16 protein-coding genes are annotated in these 17,624 nt (G+C 68.1%); 3 read left to right on the top strand and 13 right to left on the bottom strand.

Annotated elements, in window-relative coordinates; translation table 11 throughout:
- Positions 1–173 precede the first annotated feature (173 nt).
- The 4 genes from OG817_RS07285 to OG817_RS07270 form a co-directional block, all read right to left on the bottom strand.
- Entirely contained in the window at positions 174–1,493 is a 1,320-nt protein-coding gene (locus OG817_RS07285; RefSeq protein WP_396394160.1) for a serine hydrolase domain-containing protein, read from the bottom strand.
- Between the two features lie 65 nt (positions 1,494–1,558).
- The gene (locus tag OG817_RS07280; protein ID WP_360452078.1) at positions 1,559–1,786 is read right to left on the bottom strand and encodes a hypothetical protein; all 228 of its coding nucleotides are present in this window, start codon (positions 1,784–1,786) and stop codon (positions 1,559–1,561) included.
- 79 nt (positions 1,787–1,865) lie between these two features.
- Positions 1,866–2,069: a KTSC domain-containing protein gene (locus OG817_RS07275; RefSeq protein ID WP_360452080.1), complete on the bottom strand. Its 204-nt coding sequence runs from the start codon at positions 2,067–2,069 to the stop codon at positions 1,866–1,868.
- Between the two features lie 37 nt (positions 2,070–2,106).
- Positions 2,107–2,460 (bottom strand): XRE family transcriptional regulator, encoded by a 354-nt coding sequence (locus OG817_RS07270; RefSeq protein ID WP_393397205.1) that lies wholly within the window; start codon positions 2,458–2,460, stop codon positions 2,107–2,109.
- 139 nt (positions 2,461–2,599) lie between these two features.
- On the opposite strand from OG817_RS07270, the gene OG817_RS07265 reads away from it, so the two are divergent.
- Positions 2,600–2,896 carry a hypothetical protein gene (locus OG817_RS07265; protein WP_396394158.1) on the top strand — a complete coding sequence of 99 codons (297 nt, stop codon included), beginning with the start codon at positions 2,600–2,602 and terminating at the stop codon, positions 2,894–2,896.
- 127 nt (positions 2,897–3,023) lie between these two features.
- Here OG817_RS07265 and OG817_RS07260 read toward each other — a convergent pair whose 3' ends face one another.
- The gene (locus OG817_RS07260; RefSeq protein WP_406052937.1) at positions 3,024–3,728 is read right to left on the bottom strand and encodes a hypothetical protein; all 705 of its coding nucleotides are present in this window, start codon (positions 3,726–3,728) and stop codon (positions 3,024–3,026) included.
- A 192-nt stretch (positions 3,729–3,920) separates the two neighbouring features.
- Positions 3,921–4,550, bottom strand: a complete 630-nt coding sequence (locus OG817_RS07255; RefSeq protein ID WP_131517650.1) for a hypothetical protein — start codon at positions 4,548–4,550, stop codon at positions 3,921–3,923.
- A 211-nt stretch (positions 4,551–4,761) separates the two neighbouring features.
- On the opposite strand from OG817_RS07255, the gene OG817_RS07250 reads away from it, so the two are divergent.
- Positions 4,762–5,586: an aldo/keto reductase gene (locus tag OG817_RS07250; RefSeq protein WP_406052936.1), complete on the top strand. Its 825-nt coding sequence runs from the start codon at positions 4,762–4,764 to the stop codon at positions 5,584–5,586.
- A 181-nt stretch (positions 5,587–5,767) separates the two neighbouring features.
- Here the strand turns inward: OG817_RS07250 and OG817_RS07245 are convergent, their stop codons facing one another.
- Together OG817_RS07245 and OG817_RS07240 are read right to left on the bottom strand one after the other, a co-directional pair.
- Positions 5,768–6,826 (bottom strand): class I SAM-dependent methyltransferase, encoded by a 1,059-nt coding sequence (locus OG817_RS07245; RefSeq protein ID WP_406052935.1) that lies wholly within the window; start codon positions 6,824–6,826, stop codon positions 5,768–5,770.
- 61 nt (positions 6,827–6,887) lie between these two features.
- Complete coding sequence (locus OG817_RS07240; protein WP_406057395.1) at positions 6,888–8,513, bottom strand: LuxR C-terminal-related transcriptional regulator; 1,626 nt, start codon at positions 8,511–8,513, stop codon at positions 6,888–6,890.
- A gap of 133 nt (positions 8,514–8,646) precedes the next feature.
- Here OG817_RS07240 and OG817_RS07235 point away from each other — a divergent pair, with 133 nt between their 5' ends.
- Positions 8,647–9,216, top strand: coding sequence for a hypothetical protein (locus OG817_RS07235; RefSeq protein ID WP_406052934.1), 570 nt, complete (start codon positions 8,647–8,649; stop codon positions 9,214–9,216).
- 174 nt (positions 9,217–9,390) lie between these two features.
- Here the strand turns inward: OG817_RS07235 and OG817_RS07230 are convergent, their stop codons facing one another.
- From OG817_RS07230 to OG817_RS07210, 5 genes are all read right to left on the bottom strand, one after another.
- Positions 9,391–12,294 carry a vitamin B12-dependent ribonucleotide reductase gene (locus tag OG817_RS07230; protein ID WP_406052933.1) on the bottom strand — a complete coding sequence of 968 codons (2,904 nt, stop codon included), beginning with the start codon at positions 12,292–12,294 and terminating at the stop codon, positions 9,391–9,393.
- Between the two features lie 98 nt (positions 12,295–12,392).
- Entirely contained in the window at positions 12,393–12,887 is a 495-nt protein-coding gene (gene nrdR, locus OG817_RS07225; protein WP_406052932.1) for a transcriptional regulator NrdR, read from the bottom strand.
- A gap of 280 nt (positions 12,888–13,167) precedes the next feature.
- A complete protein-coding gene (locus tag OG817_RS07220; RefSeq protein WP_406052930.1) occupies positions 13,168–14,856 on the bottom strand; it encodes a dihydroxy-acid dehydratase in 1,689 nt (562 codons plus the stop codon).
- Positions 14,853–15,740, bottom strand: a complete 888-nt coding sequence (locus tag OG817_RS07215) for a dihydrodipicolinate synthase family protein (protein ID WP_406052929.1) — start codon at positions 15,738–15,740, stop codon at positions 14,853–14,855. The genes OG817_RS07220 and OG817_RS07215 overlap by 4 nt, the downstream gene beginning before the upstream one ends.
- An 85-nt stretch (positions 15,741–15,825) precedes the next feature.
- On the bottom strand, positions 15,826–17,541 hold the full coding sequence (locus tag OG817_RS07210) for a GH39 family glycosyl hydrolase (RefSeq protein WP_406052928.1): 1,716 nt from the start codon (positions 17,539–17,541) through the stop codon (positions 15,826–15,828).
- Between the last annotated feature and the right edge of the window lie 83 nt (positions 17,542–17,624).

Raw genomic sequence — 17,624 nt, 5'->3', positions numbered from 1 at the left:
CCGAGGTCCTGCGACTGTCCGGCAGACGCCTCTCGGCGAGTGGCCGCTCGAGGCGGCGAAGGTTGAGGCCCGGGGTCATACATCGGACAGTCGAAGGCTGTAACCCCAGTGCTCCCGCACCTATTCCCGGGCACGACACACTCTCTTCGAGCACTACGAGCACAGTCGGTTACTCAGGTCGTGCGGGTGCAGGGGATCTCCTCGTCGTTCTGGATGAAGACCAGGTCGCCGTCGCGTAGCTCGAGCTCGGTGTCTGCGGTGGTGGCTGCGAACCTGGTCTCGGAGCGCGCGCTGAACTGCAACGGGTTCTGCTTCTCGAACGTCACCTCGAGTCCACTCCCCTGCAGTGCGATATCGAACGCCGGGCCGCCATCCAGCCGGTACGCACCGGCCAGCTCAGCCAGGGCCGGTGACGGGAGGTCCGGCAGCTCGACGTCCATCGGGTAGCCCTCCCAGCCGTACGCCGCGGCTGCCGCAGCGAACGCGCGCAGGACAAGCCACATGCCGTTGTCGCTGTTGGTCATCACCACCACACCCTGTCCGGTGTCCCGGTACGCCAGCAGGTGGCATTTGAATCCCTCGTTGCCTCCGCTGTGGCCGAAGCGCTGTCCGACGTCGTCGAGGAACAGTCCCAGTCCGAGATGACTCAGGCCACCGATCCGCTCGCTCGCGGAGATCTGGGGCGTGAGCATCTCGCGCGCGAGGTCCGGCGACAACACCGCACCATCCACTCCCGCGTAGGCCTGCTGGATGCCGATGGCGAACTTGGCGAGATCGGTCGGCGTCGTCCACAGTCCCGCAGCGGCCAACTCCGGGTAGGCATGCCAGCGTCCGTCGATGGGCCGGCCGACCTGGTCGTGAGCTGTCGCTGCGGTTTCGTACAGCTCTGGCGGCAGCGGCTGGGCGTAGTCGCTGGATGACATGTTCAGTGGTTCGAGAACCAGCTCGCGGACGAGCTGCCGGAACGGTGTGCCGGTCACGTCCTCGAGTAGCTGCTGCAGGACGATCGTGCCGCCGCCGGCGTACCGGAACTGAGTCCCGGGGACGGTGTCGACCCGTACGCCGAAGGTGTTGGTCGGGCTGACGCCGTCGAGGATCTGCCTGGTCGTCGGCAGCGTGGCCTCGTGGTGGTACCCCGGGAATCCGTGCACCGTGAGGCCCGCACTATGGCTGGCCAATTGCCTCAACGTGACGACTGGCTGCCAATCTCCGGTCGGCGGCACCTGCCACGACGTCAGCCGTTTGTTCACATCCTCATCGAGATCCAGCAGGCCGCGGTCGACCAGCCGGAGCATCGCGAGGACCGCGACCGGCTTGCTGATCGAGCACGCCTGGAACAGGGTGCCCGGACCCACCGGCACAGACTCGCCCGCCTGCATCACGCCAGCGGTCCCGGTGTACTTGATCTCGCCGCCATCGATCACCACCCAGCTCGCGCCGGGCACCCGGAACTTCTCGAGATCGGCCTCGATTCCCTCGCGCAGAACGTCCACGTTCCCTCCCCTCGGCTCCAACCGGCTCGGAGCCTCGTGGAGGGAACGCTACGACGCGAACGGTCCTACCTCGACGGTTGCGGCGCGGTGCAGTCGATCTTCGGGTTCGCGCCGATGTAGTTCAGTGGGCCGGCGACGATGGTGACCAGCGTCGTGCCCACCTTGGCGCACGTCGCGTCCGAACCCGCGAAGTAGTTGCGCTGAACCGCAGCCGCGAGGCCGATGAGCAACCAGACGAGAACGATGATCGTGATGGTTCGGGAACTGGTCGTAGACGCTCTACGTGTGCGCATGTCCACCTCCTGGGCTGGGCGCTCCCCCCGTGTGGAACGCCCTTCCGGTGCCCGCTGCGCGACCACCGGAAACGCAGAGTCAGACTTCGCGACAGTCGTAGTACGGCTTGATGTGCTTGTTCACGTACGCGCCGATGCTCGGTGCGGCGAGCAGACCGGCGTACGTCGGTTGCGGGACTTCGTCGTACTGGTAGACGTAGCCGTTGACGTACTCGAGTTCGAGCGTGCCGTCGGACCAGCCGACCGACTTGATACTCGACGAGTTCACCGGCCGCCGCCTCATCCCTCAGCTCCTTCGCTACGCCGTACGCCGCCACAGGTCAGTGTGCCGGTGATCGCTCCGGATCGGGCGACTCCAGGCGCGCCAAGGCCCGGGCCAGGTCGCCGATCGCCGTGTTGAGCTGGTCGAGCACGGCATGGTCGAGCGGGATCCGTCGCTCGTCCAGGCCGAGATTGGCCTCGAACCGGACCAAGGCATCGGGCGGCGCTTTCTTGAGTGAGGTGTCGAGGGCCTCCTGCAAGTAGGGACTGGGCACGATCTCGGGTCTCTCCCGCCACTTCGTGACCGTGCGGGGCGCAATGCCGAGGTGCTCGGCGAAGGCCTCGTTCGTCAGCCGCAGCGCCGTCCGCAAGGCGTGCGCGTGCCGGCCGGTCCATTCTTCGATGACTGTCATCGGGTTCGCTCCTTGCGCGTCGATCACTCCTTGCAATCAGGTTACGGCGATCGGGTCACCGTCGGAGTGCACAATTTGTGCCCTGTGGATACCGGTTGGGTTCATGGTGCGGACCGGCTCCGGCGCGTTGACTTCAGGCATGAACGAGATCGGCGGAAGAACCCCGACGCTGCTGCGGACGATCCCGCGCCGGCGTCATCTGAAGGTCGCGAACAAGTCCGGGCCACGCTGCTTCCAGCTGGTCCGTCATATCGACGTCTCCGGCATCAGCGGTACGGGCGTCGTCGCCGAAGGGGTCGAGTGGAGCGACGGGACAGTGGCCCTGCACTGGGGAGGCCGCTATCCCACGACCACGGTCTGGCCGGACGGCGTGCACGCGCTCCTGACCGTCCATGGTCACAACGGTGCGACCACCATTCGCTGGCTGGACGAGTAGCCATGCGGACCCGATCTCGGTGGGGCGGGCCTCCCCTGCAGCCGGCCCGCCTCACCGGCCTACTCCGAGAAGAACTGCTCGCGGTACTCAGCCGGGGTCTGCTTGCTCGATCTGGGTGCGGAGCCGTTCAGTCCCGCAGACCTGGCGGACGTCTGGCTGGGCTTGTCGTCCTCGCTCGGCGGCTGTGTGCCGGCGTCAGGCGGCGCGGGTACGCGCGTTTGTCCTGCTCCATCCGGCGTTCGAGCAGAGTCCTCTGCTCCCGGCGGTGCAGAGCCGCCAGGTGCTGGAGATGCTTCTGGTCGGCGTCGGGCAGCCGCAGCCGGATCTCGGTCGCCCAGCAGCGCACGTGCCCCTTCTCGTCCAGCGCGGGCTCACCAAGGGTGGCGGCGAGGCGGTGCTGGTTGAGCGACTCTTCGGTGACCTGCTGGGTCGCGGTCAGAGCCCGGGCCCGCTCGAGCAACGCGTGGACCGCGACTGCGCCGAGATCCGCGTGGCGCGAGCCCGACAGCACGGTCGACCACTGCACCACCGCCGAGAAGCTGAACTGGAAGTCAGGCGACGCGGACGGCAGCCGTATGTCGGCCACCGTGCGCGACGGCGGTCCGGAGAAGACGGGATCTGGATCGGGCAGGACGACGGATGGTGCCGGCGTCGGCCTCGCGACTACGGGACGCGGTTCGTCGGGCTGCTTCCAGACCACCGCAAGCAGCACGAGCAGCACCACTGTGAGTACGACGGCGGCCCAGCTCGGGAGGCCGACGACGAGCGACACGACGTACAGGACCAGGACAATCGCGGCAGCAGTCAGGAGGGAATTCCGGTGGAGCTTCATGGTGGCGTTCCTTCACCGCGTCGGGCGGACGTCAGGAGGCCGGCGCATGCGTACCTGACGGCTTCCCCGTCTTCCGCCACCCAGGTCACCGGCAACCCAGACCACGGATCTCGCCACGCGGCGAGACCACGAAAGGTTTCACACGCCTCACCGAAAGTAGCCGCCCGGAGCGTGTCGCTAGCTGAGCGTGAGTCAGCCGGTGAGGGAGCGGAGGGCTCGGCGGGAGGGGGTGAGCACCACGGGCTTGTAGGGGCAGCGGGCGTCGGTGAGAGTTTCGTAGGCGCGGATAGCCCGGTTGGCGGCGTCCCAGCCTTGCTCGGCAGGGGTGCGGCCGAGGCCTCGGTTGCGGACCAGGGCGCCATAGAAGGCAGAACAGAAGACGGTCGCTTCGTACCAGCCGATGACGGTGCTGGTGCCGATGTAGGTGATGTCGTCCTGGAGACAGTCGCGGATGGCCCGCTGCCACTTGCCGATGCCGGTCTTGCAGCCGTCGGCGATGACGACGCCACTGGCAATGCCCCACTGCCGGTCCAGGAACCACTCCGCGAGCGAGCGCAGCGAGACCTGGGTCTTGCCGTCGGTCGACAGGAAGGACGGCTCCTCGCTGTGGTCACCGTGTGCCATCACATGAAGGACCGTCGATGGGGTGGTCAGGGCGGAGAACGCGGTCTCGTGGTCGCGGGTGCGGACGAAGTTCACGTCGATCACCGGCTGGTCCCAGCCGGCGTTGATGTTGCCGGTGATGCCCTGGACGAAACTCATCGAGGCGTCGAACGAGCTGTCCAGACCGAGATCCACCAGGGTGATCAGCCGGTTCTTCATTCGCCCATCCCTCCCAAGCGTTTCGTTCCCCGCCGCACCATGATGAACCACGGATCCGACAGTTTGCTCCCCTGTTTACCTGGGCTGAGACGGCCTGCCCGACCCCGAGCCGGGCCGTACGACGTACGGCGATCGTGCGCCGGTAGACGACGCGGAAGCGGACCGTGATCGGCGCTACGGTGGCGGGCAGCGGCCGCCGAAGGAGGACAGGATGAGTCAGGTTCCGAGTGTCACGCTGAGTCATGGATCGGTGCTGCCACGGGTCGGTCTGGGGACGTCACCGCTGAACGACGCGGACGCGGAACGGGCGGTCAGCCAGGCGCTCGAGGCCGGCTATCGACTGTTCGACACGGCGGAGAACTACCGCAACGAGGTCGGCGTCGGGCGGGCGCTGCGTGGTGCGCCGCGCGATCAGGTGTTCGTCACGTCGAAGTTCAACAAGCGGTGGCACAGCGTCGAGGGCGCGCGGACCGCCTTCGAGGCCAGCGCGGAGAAGCTGGGCCTCGAGTACCTCGACCTGCTGCTCATCCACTGGCCGAACCCGGACCAGGACCGGTACGTCGATGCGTGGCGCGGGCTGATCGAGTTGCGTGCGGCGGGGCTGGTGCGGGCGATCGGCACGTCGAACTTCAAGCCGGCTCACCTGTCGCGGCTCATCGACGAGACCGGGGTGGCGCCTGAGGTCAATCAGGTCCAACTGAGTCCGGTGTGGGCGAAGGCCGCGGAGCGGGAGTTCCATGCGCAGCACGGGATCGTCACCGAGGCGTGGAGTCCGCTGGGTAAGGGGACCGATCTGCTGAGCCACCCGGCTGTGCAGGAGATCGCCAAGGCCCACGGGCGGTCGCCTGGTCAGGTGGTCCTGCGTTGGGAGACTCAGCAGGACGTCGTACCGATTCCCAAGTCAGTGAACCCCAGCCGCCTCGCGGACAACCTGGACATCTTCGACTTCGACCTGACGCGCTCCGAGCTCTCCGCACTTGCAGCCCTCGACGGCACCAGCCGCCCCGCCGCCGACTCCGACCGCTCCGGCCACTGACCGCCCCGGACCGCCACAGCCCGGGCAAGCGGCCCCAGGCCGCCGCAGGATGGGGTGGCTCCGCAGGCCGCCGCAGCATGGGGGTGGTCCGCAGGCCGACGCAGCATGGGGGTGGTCCGCAGGCCGACGCAGCATGGGGGTGGTCCCAGGCCGACGCAGCATGGCGCGGCTTCTGGACGACTCAGTTCTTGTGGGCCAGGTAGTAGGCGTTGAAGGCGTCTGCTTCGACGTGGGCGATGTCTAAGGAGGCGAAGCCGGCGTCGGTGAGCATTTCGCAGGCCTTCTGCCGGCCCCAGACGGTGCCGAGGCCGGCGCCGCCGGCGGACAGGGAGACGGTCATGCAGTGCATGGTCGAGACGCCGTACAAGAAGGTCGCGAAGGGATTGTCCAGGTTGTCCTCGAGGTTGCTCGACGCCTGAATGTCGACCATCAGGAAGACACCGCCGGGGCGCAACGACGCCGCGATACCGGCGAGCACCGCCGCCGGCTGCGCCTGGTCATGGATCGCGTCGAAGGCGGTGACAAGGTCGAAGCGTTCGTACTCCCCCAGGTCAGCAACATCGCGAACGACGAACTCCGCGTTCCCGAGCCCGTCTGCCTCAGCACGACCGGCCGCGATGCCTTCGGCGGAGATGTCGTAGCCGACGCACCGGCTCCGCGGATAGGCCGCGGCGATCAGGTTGATGGCATGCCCGCTGCCACACCCGATGTCGGCAACGTGGATGCCGTCGACGAGGCGCTCCGGCAGTCCCGGGACCAGCGGCAGGATCGAGTCGAGCAGTGCCGCGTCGAAGAGGGCACCACTGTCTTCCGCCATCAGCCGATGAAACTCGGTGTACTCCGCGTACGGAACACCGCCACCGTGGCGGAAGCACTCGACCAGCCGCGATTCCACCCCAGCAAGCAAGGCGATGAACTGCGTCGCGCCCGCGAGGTTGTCCGGTCCGGCAGCGCGGGTCAGGAGAGCAGCATGTTCCCGCGGTAGCCAGTACGTCCGGCGATCGGCGTCGTACTCCACCACCCGGGCGACCGTCATCCCGCCCAGCCACTCCCGCACGTACCGCTCCTGCAGGCCCGCGGCTCCCGCGAGTTCGTGGCTCGTGACCGGTGGCAGCTCCGCCATCGTGTCGAAGAGACCCACCTGATGTCCGATGCTCATGAGTAGCGTGAGCACCCCGTGGTTGAGCACCTCGCCCATCTGTACGCCGAAAGCCTCGACGCGCGGAGTATCCAAAAGCATTGTCTCCACCTCCCACAGGCAGCATCACCCCGGGAGATGGGCGCAGCATCGGTGAACTCGCCTATTCCTTCAGGCGGGTGAGGTAGGCGGCCGCCTCGGTCCGGTTCCGGACGCCGAGCTTGGAAAGGATGCTGGCCACGTGATGCTCGACAGTACGGCGACTGATGTACAGACGTGCCGCGATCTCCGGATTGGCCAGCCCCTCAGCCAGCACGCCGAGTACGTCTCGCTCCCGTTTCGTCAGCAAACCAACGCCCCTGGGACCGGAACGAGCCGCGGACGCACCAGCCGACCGCAGCCAGGCGGCAGCCGCATCCGCATCGCGCGAGGCACCGACGTCTTCGAACACCGTGAGCGCCATCCGGGCCTCGGCCACAGCAGGCGCCGAGCCGCCCTCGGCACACAGCGCCTCGGCCAGCAACATCCGGGCCCGCGCGACCTCGACCGGCATCTCCAGCAGGCCGAACCACGTCAGCGCCGCCGACAATCGGCGCACCGCCGCATCGGCTTCCCCCTGTGCCAGCAGGGCTCGCCCGCACAACCGAGCAGCCCGTGCCGCGATCAGTCCGCTGTCGGTCGTCGTACCCAAAGCGGAAAGGTGGTCGGCCTCCACAGCAGCGCCGGCGGCATCACCGCGAGCGAGACAGGCCTCGCCAAGCACCTCACGGAGTCGGGCCGCCTCCAGCGGGTTCGCGTCGACCAGCTGACGCCGCACCAGTGACTCAGCCATCGCCACGTCCCCGGCTGCGAGGTGGACGGCTGCCAGCACCGGCCGTACGACGGGGCGATCCTCGAAGCCGACGAGGAGTCGCCGAGCCTCGGCAATCCGGCCCTGACCGAGTCGGAGCTCGGCCAGGAAGGCCGCCGCCTCTGCCTGGACGGCAGGCAACGAGTTTCGCGACAACTCGGCCGCGGCGGTCAGCTCGTGCTCCGCGCGTGGCCAGTCACCGGTCGACACCAGGACAGCGCCGTACGCCGCTCGGCAGGTCGAGTGCAGGTACGGACAGCCGTAGCGATCGATGAACTCGTCCAGCGAACGCATCCACTGCACAACGCGCACGAAGTCAGCACCGCGAACGCACGACCGCATCAGCAGACAGCTGGTGAGGACGACCGTGTCAGGTCGAGCCCCCTCGCCACCCAGCGCGCCGGCCAAAGCCTCGTCCAGCAACGCGGTGCCTTCCAGCACATGTCCGAGGTCGATCAGCGCCGCGCCCCAGATGCTCAACGCGCACAGCTCAAGATCGCGATCCTCCGCCACGGCAGCAGCGTCGTACGCCGCCTCCGACCAAGCTGCCGCGAGCTCGGGATCGTCGGCGGACGACGCCCGGGCCAACGACGCCCACGCTGCTAGTACGGGCTCGGCAACCTCCGAGGCGATGCGGACGGCCCGCGCCGCCCATCCCTGTGCGGCGGCCCGATCGCCGAAGTTGGCGTCGTACGAGAGGCTGAGGCCAAGGGCCACGAAGACGGCGTCAGCGGAATCGGACTGGCGGTAGAGCGCGTAGGCGCGTTCCCAACAGGAGAAGGCGGCGGGCACGTCGCCCAGCCACCACTGGGCGTCACCCAGCCCAGCCAGACCTCGAGCCGTTGCCGAGATCCCGACCGCTTCCGCGAACACGGCGCGTGCCGCGCTCCAGTCTCCCTCGCCGAGTGCCTTCGCCCCGGTCGCGAGGAGACCGTCCATCCCCTCCACAGCTTCGACGGTAAACGCGCCGCGGTCCCCGGGAAAGTGGTAACTCCTGGTGTTCGACCCCATCCGTGGGGTGGCTCGCTGCGAAGGCCCGGGCATTCGACCCCGACACTCGGAAGGACGGGACATGACTCTGCGCAATCGCGCCGCGGTTGCGGTGCTCACCACCAGCACCCTTGCCCTCGCCACCCTTCTCGGTGCGAGTGCGCACGCCACGGAGTACCAACCGCCGGGGTCGTCGGGGCTGGTCTTCGTCCTGGACGGGGGTCGCTGCAGCGCCTTCGACCCGCCCGACGGCGTCAGCGCCAACGAGTTCGTCGACCTCAACGACCGCGGACAGGTGGCCGGAACCTACTCCGACTCCGACGCCGGAGCCAGCCACGGGTTCCTCCGTGAGAAGCGCGGCCGGTTCACCCGCTTCGACGCGCCGGACGCGAAGCTGACCTTCCCCACCGACATCAACGATCGCGGACAGATCGCCGGCTTCACCACGGATGCGCTGCCGTTGCCCACGGCCACCGATATTCAAGGCTTCGTGCTGAAGAACGGACCCACCGGTCCCTTCACTCGGATCGACTACCCGGGCGCGTCGCGCACGATCGTGTTCGGCCTCAACGACCGCGGCAGCATCACCGTCGTCTACGAGAACCCGAACGCGACGCCACCCAGCGCCGTCCGGCCAGAGGAAGACCGATGAAGACCCGCGCCCTGGCCGGCGCCAGGTCCGCGGTCGCGGCACCAAACCGTCGAGCACAGCCGCCGACCGACCTCACCGCGGTTAGACGCGCTGCGGCCCCCGGGGAATGTGGGAAGTCCCGGGGGCCGTGGCGCTTTCAGTTGGGGTGGTGCAGCGCGACTGGCGCTTCGCGGGTCAGCTGCAGCCGGAGGTGCTGCCGCAGCCTTCGCAGACGTAGCAGGAGCCGCTCGGGCGCATCTTGGTGCCGCAGGTGAAACAGAGCGGCGCGTCGACCGAGGTGCCGGTGATGAGCTCGAACATCTCGGCGGTGGTGCGGACCTCGGAGGTGTCGAGCGGCTTGGCCGCGGCCGCTTCCGCCACGACCGGCTTGTCGGCGCTCTCGGCGGCCGGCTCGACCGACTTCAGCGACTCGGCCTCGGAGATCTCGACCGGCGCCGGCTCGTAGGAACCGGTGTCGAGCTGCCGGGACCGCTCGTCCGCGGAGTAGATGCCCAGGGCGGCCCGGTCGTCGAACGGCAGGTAGTCCAGGGCCAGGCGCCGGAAGATGTAGTCCATGATCGACTGCGCCATCCGGACGTCCGGGTCGTCGGTCAGACCGGCCGGCTCGAACTTCAGGTTGGTGAACTTCTGGACGTAGGTCTCCAGCGGTACGCCGTGCTGCAGCGCGATCGAGATCGCGATCGAGAAGGCGTCCATCACCCCGGCCAGGGTCGAACCCTGCTTGCCCATCTTCAGGAAGACCTCGCCCAGACCGTCGTCCGGGTAGGAGCCGGCGGTCATGTACCCCTCGGCGCCACCGACGCTGAACGACGTGGTCCGCGACGGCCGCGACTTCGGCAGGCGCTTGCGGGTCGGCCGGTACTCGATCACCTTCTCGACGATCTTCTCCGCGACGGCCTGGGTCTCGACCGCGGCGGCCTCGGAGGCCTTCTTCGCCTTGGCGTCGGCCAGCGGCTGGCCGACCTTGCAGTTGTCGCGGTAGACCGCGAGCGCCTTCAGGCCGAGCTTCCAGCCCTGGAAGTAGACGTCGGCGATCTCCTCGACCGTCGCGGTCTCCGGCAGGTTCACCGTCTTCGAGATCGCGCCGGACAGGAACGGCTGCGCGGCCGCCATCATCCGGACGTGGCCCATCGGCTTGATCGCCCGCTCACCCATCGCGGTGTCGAAGATCTCGTAGTGCTCCGGCTTCAGGCCGGGAGCGTCGACCACGTGACCGTGCTCGGCGATGTACTCGACGATCGCCTCGATCGTCTCCTCGGTGTAGCTGTACTGACGCAGCGCCCGCGGCACCGTCTGGTTGACGATCTGCATCGAGCCGCCGCCGACCAGCTTCTTGAACTTGACCAGCGAGAAGTCCGGCTCGATCCCGGTGGTGTCGCAGTCCATCATGAAGCCGATGGTGCCGGTCGGTGCGAGCACCGAGGCCTGCGCGTTCCGCCAGCCGTTCTTGCCGCCGACCTTCAGGACGGCGTCCCACGCGGCAGTGGCGTGCTTGTGCACGTCCTTGTCGATCTCGTGCAGGCTGCGGATCGCGTCGTTGGCCGCGGCGTGCTTGCGCATCACCCGGGTGTGCGCGTCCTTGTTCCGCTCGAAACCGTCGTACGGGCCGACGACGCCGGCCAGCTCGGCCGAGCGCTTGTACGACGTACCGGTCATCAGTGAGGTGATAGCGCCCGCCAGTGCGCGACCACCGTCGGAGTCGTAGGCGTGACCCGTTGCCATCAGCAACGCACCGAGGTTCGCGTAACCGATACCGAGCTGCCGGTAGGCGCGGGTGGTGTCGCCGATCGCCTCGGTCGGGAAGTCGGCGAAGCAGATCGAGATGTCCATCGCGGTGATGATCAGCTCGACGGCCTTGACGAACTTCTCCGAGTCGAACAGGTCGTCGTCGCGCAGGAACTTCATCAGGTTCAGCGACGCCAGGTTGCAGGACGAGTTGTCCAGGTGCATGTACTCCGAGCACGGGTTGGACGCGGTGATCCGGCCCGTCTCCGGCGTCGTGTGCCAGTCGTTGATCGTGTCGTCGTACTGCAGGCCCGGGTCGGCGCAGGCCCACGCGGCCTGAGAGATCTTGTCGAACAGCGACCGCGCGTCGACGGTCTCGATCACGGAGTTGTCCAGCCGTGCCCGCAGCCCGAACTCACCCTTGTCCTCGACCGCGCGCATGAACTCGTCGGTGACCCGGACCGAGTTGTTGGCGTTCTGGTACTGCACCGAGGTGATGTCGCGACCGCCGAGGTCCATGTCGAAGCCCGCGTCGCGCAGGACGCGGATCTTCTCCTCCTCGCGCATCTTGGTGTCGACGAACTCCTCGATGTCGGGGTGGTCGACGTCGAGCACGACCATCTTGGCCGCGCGCCGGGTGGCGCCACCGGACTTGATCGTCCCGGCGCTCGCGTCCGCGCCGCGCATGAAGCTGACCGGGCCGGACGCCGTACCGCCGCTGGACTGCAGCAGCTCCTTGGACGAACGGATCCGGGACAGGTTCAGACCGGCGCCGGAGCCGCCCTTGAAGATCAGGCCCTCTTCCTTGTACCAGTTCAGGATCGAGTCCATCGAGTCGTCGACGGCGAGGATGAAGCAGGCCGACACCTGCTGCGGCGACGAGGTCCCGACGTTGAACCAGACCGGCGAGTTGAAGCTGAAGTACTGGTGCAGGAGCATCCAGGTGAGCTCGTGCTCGAACACCTCGGCGTCGGCCGGGGTGGCGAAGTACCCGTGCTCCTCACCGGCCTTGCGGTAGGTCTTCACGACCCGGTCGAGCAGCTGCCGCAGGCTCCACTCGCGGTTGTCGTGACCGACCGCGCCACGGAAGTACTTCGTGGTGACGATGGTGGACGCGTTCACGCTCCAGTAGTCGGGGAACTCGACCCCGCGCTGCTCGAAGACGGTCTCACCGGTCTTCCAGTTCTGCTGTACGACGTCGCGGCGCTCCCACGTCACCTCGTCGTACGGGTGCGCACCCTCGGTGGTGAAGATGCGCTCGATGGTGAGTCCCGCTGGCGCGTTCTTGCGCCCACGGAACCCGGCCGCCGACCTCTTGGTCGACCCCGAGTGGCCGGTCACCGTCTCTGTCATGGTTGCTCCTCGCCGTGTGTCTGCACTGCCGCGGTCTGTCGGGACCGCCCCGTTGAGTAACGCCAGGTGTTGCAGATGGTGGTGCTGAAATCCCCGATTTATGTCTGCTGGGTCGGCTTCAGCGGGCGCGGCTCGGTGCCCTCAGGCTCCTTCTCCGCCCGCAGCAGCGCGATCTCCGTCTCGAAGTCGTCGGCCGACTCGAACTGCCGGTAGACGCTCGCGAACCGCAGGTAGGCGACCTCGTCGAGCTCCCGCAGCGGCCCGAGGATCGCGAGTCCGACCTCGTGCGCGGGCACCTCCGGCGAGCCGCTCGCCTTGAGCGCGTCCTCGACCTTCTGGCCCAGCCGGGCCAGCGCGTCCACGTCGACCGGCCGGCCCTTGCAGGCCTTGCCGACGCCGTTGATGACCTTCTCCCGGCTGAACGGCTCGGTCGCGCCGGAGCGCTTCACGACCGTGAGCTGCATCTGCTCGACGGTGCTGAACCGCTTCTCGCACACCGGGCACTGCCGGCGGCGGCGGATCGCTCCGCCGTCCTCGGCCACCCTGCTGTCGACGACCCGGGAATCGACGTGCCGGCAATACGGACAGTGCACGACGAATCACTCCTCCCGTGAGGCCGCCCAGCGGGCGTCCTGTGGATCTTTCTGGGGACAACTTGTGTATGACGTGTGCGTAACTGACCACTACCTGTGGAAAATTACACCCGTGTAACCACTACATCTAGCGATCCTAGATCGCTGCTCCGACAGTTTGCAAGAACGCCGGAATCTCGCGCGCGTCTCTTTGTTCCAACACCCGCGCGGCCTGGTGTACTCCCGCGTGGCGCCGCCGGAACGGGCCCGCGGAGGAGCAAACTACGGCCCGCCGAGGGCCTCAGGAGCCAGGCAGGCAGAAGTCGAAATCGCAGCCCTGATCCGCTCCCAGAACGTGGTCGCGGAACAACTTTCGGTAGCCGGTGACGGGCGGCGGAGCGGACGCCGGGAGATCGGCTCGGCGCTGCTCCAACTCGTCCGGCGGGACCAGCAGGTCGAGCCTGCCCTCGGACACGGACAGCCGGATCTGGTCGCCGGTGCGGACCAGGGCCAGCGGACCGCCCAGGGCGGCTTCCGGGGTGACGTGCAGGACGATCGTTCCGTACGCCGTCCCACTCATGCGCGCATCGGAGATCCGGACCATGTCCCGGACACCGCTCCGGGCGAGTTTGGCCGGGATGGGCAGATAGCCGGCCTCAGGCATGCCCGCTCCGAGTGGTCCGGCGTTCTGCAGGACCAGTACGTCGGAGGGCTCCACATCCAGCCCGGGGTCGTCGATGCGGGCCGCCAGGTCCTCTAACGAGCTGAACACGACAGCACGCCCAGTCGTCTCGAAGAGCGCCGGGTCGGCGGCGGACCGCTTGATCAGCGCACCGGACGGCGCCAGCGACCCACTCAGCCAGACCAGACCGCCCTTGTCCCGACTCGGAGCGCTCAACGGACGCACGACATCCCGATCCACCCAGGGCGGTCCGTCACCCAGCCGCTCCCCCAGCGTCTCCCCGGTCACCGTCAGCACAGACAGGTCCAGCAAGTCCCGCAGCTCATGCAGTACGGCGGGCAGTCCGCCGGAGGCATGCAGATCCTCCATGTAGTGGGCACCGGTCGGCTTCAGCTCCACCAGGACCGGTGTGGTGTCACTCAGCTCGTTCAGCTCGTCCGGATCGATCCTCAGCCCGAGCCGTCCGGCAATCGCGGTCAAATGGATCAAGGCATTTGTCGACCCGCCGATCGCCAGCAACACCCGCAGCGCGTTGCGTACCGAGGCAGCGGTGACGACCTGGTCCGGCGTACGTCCGGCGACGGCGATAGACACTGCGGCGGCACCGGTCGCTTCACCGATCCGCAGCCGGTCCGCGTGCACCGCGGGAGCCGCAGCGCTGTCCGGCAGAGCCATGCCCAGAGCCTCCACGATGCAGGCCATCGTCGACGCGGTCCCCATGACCGCACAGGTGCCTGCGGTCGTCGCCAGGTTGCGCTCCACCCGCCCGATCTCTTCCTCCGACACCTCTCCGGCTCGGTAGCTCGCCCAGAAGCGACGGCAGTCGGTGCACGCACCCAACCGCTCGCCCTGGTAGCGACCGGTCGACATCGGACCGGTGACGAGCTGGATCGCCGGCCGCCCGGCCGACAACGCTCCCATCAGCTGCGCCGGTACGGTCTTGTCGCAGCCGCCGACGAGGACGACACCGTCCATCGGCTGCGCCCGGACGAGTTCCTCGACGTCCATCGCCATCAGGTTGCGGTAGACCATCGAGGTCGGCTCGAGGAAGCTCTCCCCCAGCGAGACGGTCGGGAACTCCATCGGCAGCCCGCCGGCCGCGATGATGCCGCGGGCCACGGACTTCACCAGCTCTGGCTGTTGCCGGTGGCAAGGGTTGTAGTCGCTGGCCGAGGTGGCGATGCCGATCACTGGACGGTCCAGCGACTCTGGCGACCGGCCGCTGGCATGCAGGAACGCCCGCCGCAGGAACCGCGAGAACTCCGGGTCCCCGTAGCTGACCAGTCCCCGGTAGATGCCCGTCGTCACAGTGCTCCTGGTGTCCGGCGAAGGTGTTCCTCCAGCAACCGCAGCATGCTCTCCGGCGGTACGGCGGCCGGCGCGCGGACGGCGTCGTACGTGATCAGCCCGCGCAGGACCAGACTGCGCTTGCGGAGACCGAGCGCGATGCCGGCCTGGAACTCGAAGTTGACCAGCGGCAGGTAGTCCCGCCAGACCTCACGCGCCGCCTCGAAACCGCCTGAGCGGTACGCCGCCACGCACGCGAGCAACCCCTCCGGCACGGAGAAGCCGGTCATCGCGCCGGCGGCGCCGACCGCCAGTTCGTCGAGCAGGCAGGTGCCGCCGAGCCCGCCGAAGATCGGTACGTCGAGTCCGGCCGCCAATTCGGCCACCGCGGGCGGGCTCGGCGACGACTCGGACTTCACGGCCACAGCCGACGGCACGGTGCGTACGGCGGCGACCAGGTCGGTGGTGGCGATCGAAATACCGGTGATCACCGGGTAGTCCTGCACCACGAGCGGGCGGTCGGTGCGCTCGGCAACCTCGTTCAGATAGTTGCTCAACGCATCCGGATCGCCGGAGTTCACTTGAACCATGAGTCCGGCGAGGCGAGACCCGACGGCCGGCAACACATTGGCCGCCTCGGCCACCACCTCGTCGAGCTTCAGTGCGCTGATGCCGATGACGAGCGGCAGCCGAGCCGAGGAGGCAACGACCGTCTCCACCACCGTCCGCCGCTCCACGGGGCTCAGGCGCGCCGCCTCGCCGAAGACACCGAGCACGGTCAGCCCCGTTGCCCCGATGGACTCGTAATGCCGGACCTGCCGCGCCAGCGACTCCGTGTCGACCGCGGATCCGTCCGCCGTCAGTGGCGTCGCCAGCACGCCCCACACCCCGGGATCCAGCGTCATGGAGTTCCTCTCGTCGTCACCGCGGCTGCCAGTGCCACCCTCTCTGCCCTACTCGGACAGCTTTACCCCACCGAACGGCGAGGAATCAGACCGCCCTGGTCAGGATGACGAGGCTCAGCGACGGCAGCGGAAGGTCCAGTGTGAGAGAGAGCGTTCCGTCGACCGTGACCGCGGCGTCTTCGGCGAACCGCTCGAGTCCCTGGCGATCGGTGATCGTCGCGAGCTGCTCGGGTGTCGGGTCCTGTGGGCCGCCGAGATCCTGCCAGACCGTGTGGCTATTGCTGTGGCTGTGGTCGATCCGGTAGTGCTGCACGGTCCAGTCGCCGGAGTCCAGTCCGCTCACCTCGAGGTCGACCCGAGCCGTCGTGGTGTCTGCGGCGTACTGGTCGTCGGCGTGCCGCCAGACGAGGACGGCGACACTGCCGTCCGCCGAGGCGCGGCTCGCGATCACGTCGACCTCCTCGGGCAGACCGTTGCCCAAGGCGCTGATGTCGGAGACGTCGGCGGAGCGGTCGGACGAGGCTGCGATCCGGCGGTCGCCGAGGAGCGCGAACACCCGGTAGGCGTTCATCAGCGGCTTCTCGACCCCCGCCGCGGTGACGAAACTCCGGGTGCCCTCGAAGTACCGCTCGCCCTCGATCTGGAAGCTCCAGGTGGTTGCCTCGTGCACCTTCGCCGTGTGCTGCTCGTTGAGGTCGAGCACCTTCTTCATCAGCTTCGCCTGGAAGACCGGGTAGTACTCGTTGTTGCGGTAGGCGAAGTTCGAGTTGTCGTAGATCCCCCAGTGCGCGGGCACCGACGCGTCACACTCGTCCACGATCACCGGCTGACCGGCGTACTGCGGGAACTCCTCGATGACGGCCAGCGCACGGTCGATCTCACGGAGCATCTTCGGCGTCGACGGCGACTGCCGCAGGGACGCCGGCGCACCGATCGGGCCATAGGTGCGCCATGGCGTGAAGTGCGAACCCTTGGTGTGGAAGGAGACGAAGTCCACGGGCAGGTCGCGATCCGCGCAGGCCTGCAGGAAGCCGCGGAGGAACTCGGCACCGTGATCGCCACCGGTGACGGCGGGTCCGCCGACCTTGGCCTCGGGGTAGACCTGGCGGATCGACTTGACCGTGACGTCGTACAGCTCGTGGAACTGTTCGGGCGTGCCCTTCCAGTACGAGATGTCGGGCTCGTTCCACAGCTCCCAGAGCCAGTGCTGGACCTCGTCGGCGCCGTACCGCTCGAGGGCGTGCTCGACGAGCGCGGCGACCAGGCCGCCCCACTTCGCGTAGTCCTTCGGCGGGTACGTCCACCAGCCGGCCTCGTACCCGCTGTACTGGCTGGGGCTGTTGCCGAACGGGAAGTCGGTCTTGGCCTCCTCCGGCACCAGCGCGAGCGGCGTGAACGCGAGCTCGACCAGGGGATGATGACCGGCCTCGACGATCGCGTCGTAGGTCAGATCGGCGATGGTGAAGTCGTAGAACGGCTTCCCGTCCGCGTCCTCGTGGTAGACGTTGCCGCTCCCCCAGTGCGGCAGGCCGAAGCCGGTGCCGCTGTTGAAGATGTTGTGCGGGCGGACGTGGTACGGCGTCTCTGCGAACCCACCGATCGTCCGCAAGGTCCGGCGCCCCTGCGGGGTGTAGGTCCAGTTGATCTCGTCGTATCCGAGGCTGGCCCACGGGCGGTCGAGCTCGCCCAACTCGCGGGCCGCGTCGACGACGACGCGGGCCTGGTCCAACCGCGGCGCGTCAGGGTCGGACGGGGCATACGGGAGTTGCTGAACCGCGCTGGGAGAGCTGTTCTCGGTCATGTCAGCCTTTCAGTCCGGTTGTATCGATAAACGCGCTTCGGCCTCAAGACGCGGCCGGCCCCGAGGGCCAGGGCGGCGCGTCG

Origin of the sequence: Kribbella sp. NBC_00889 (assembly GCF_045207705.1) — a bacterium.
In the GTDB taxonomy this organism is placed as follows: domain Bacteria; phylum Actinomycetota; class Actinomycetes; order Propionibacteriales; family Kribbellaceae; genus Kribbella.
Note: the sequence above shows the minus strand (reverse complement) of the source record. Positions and strands in the feature narration are given on the sequence as shown.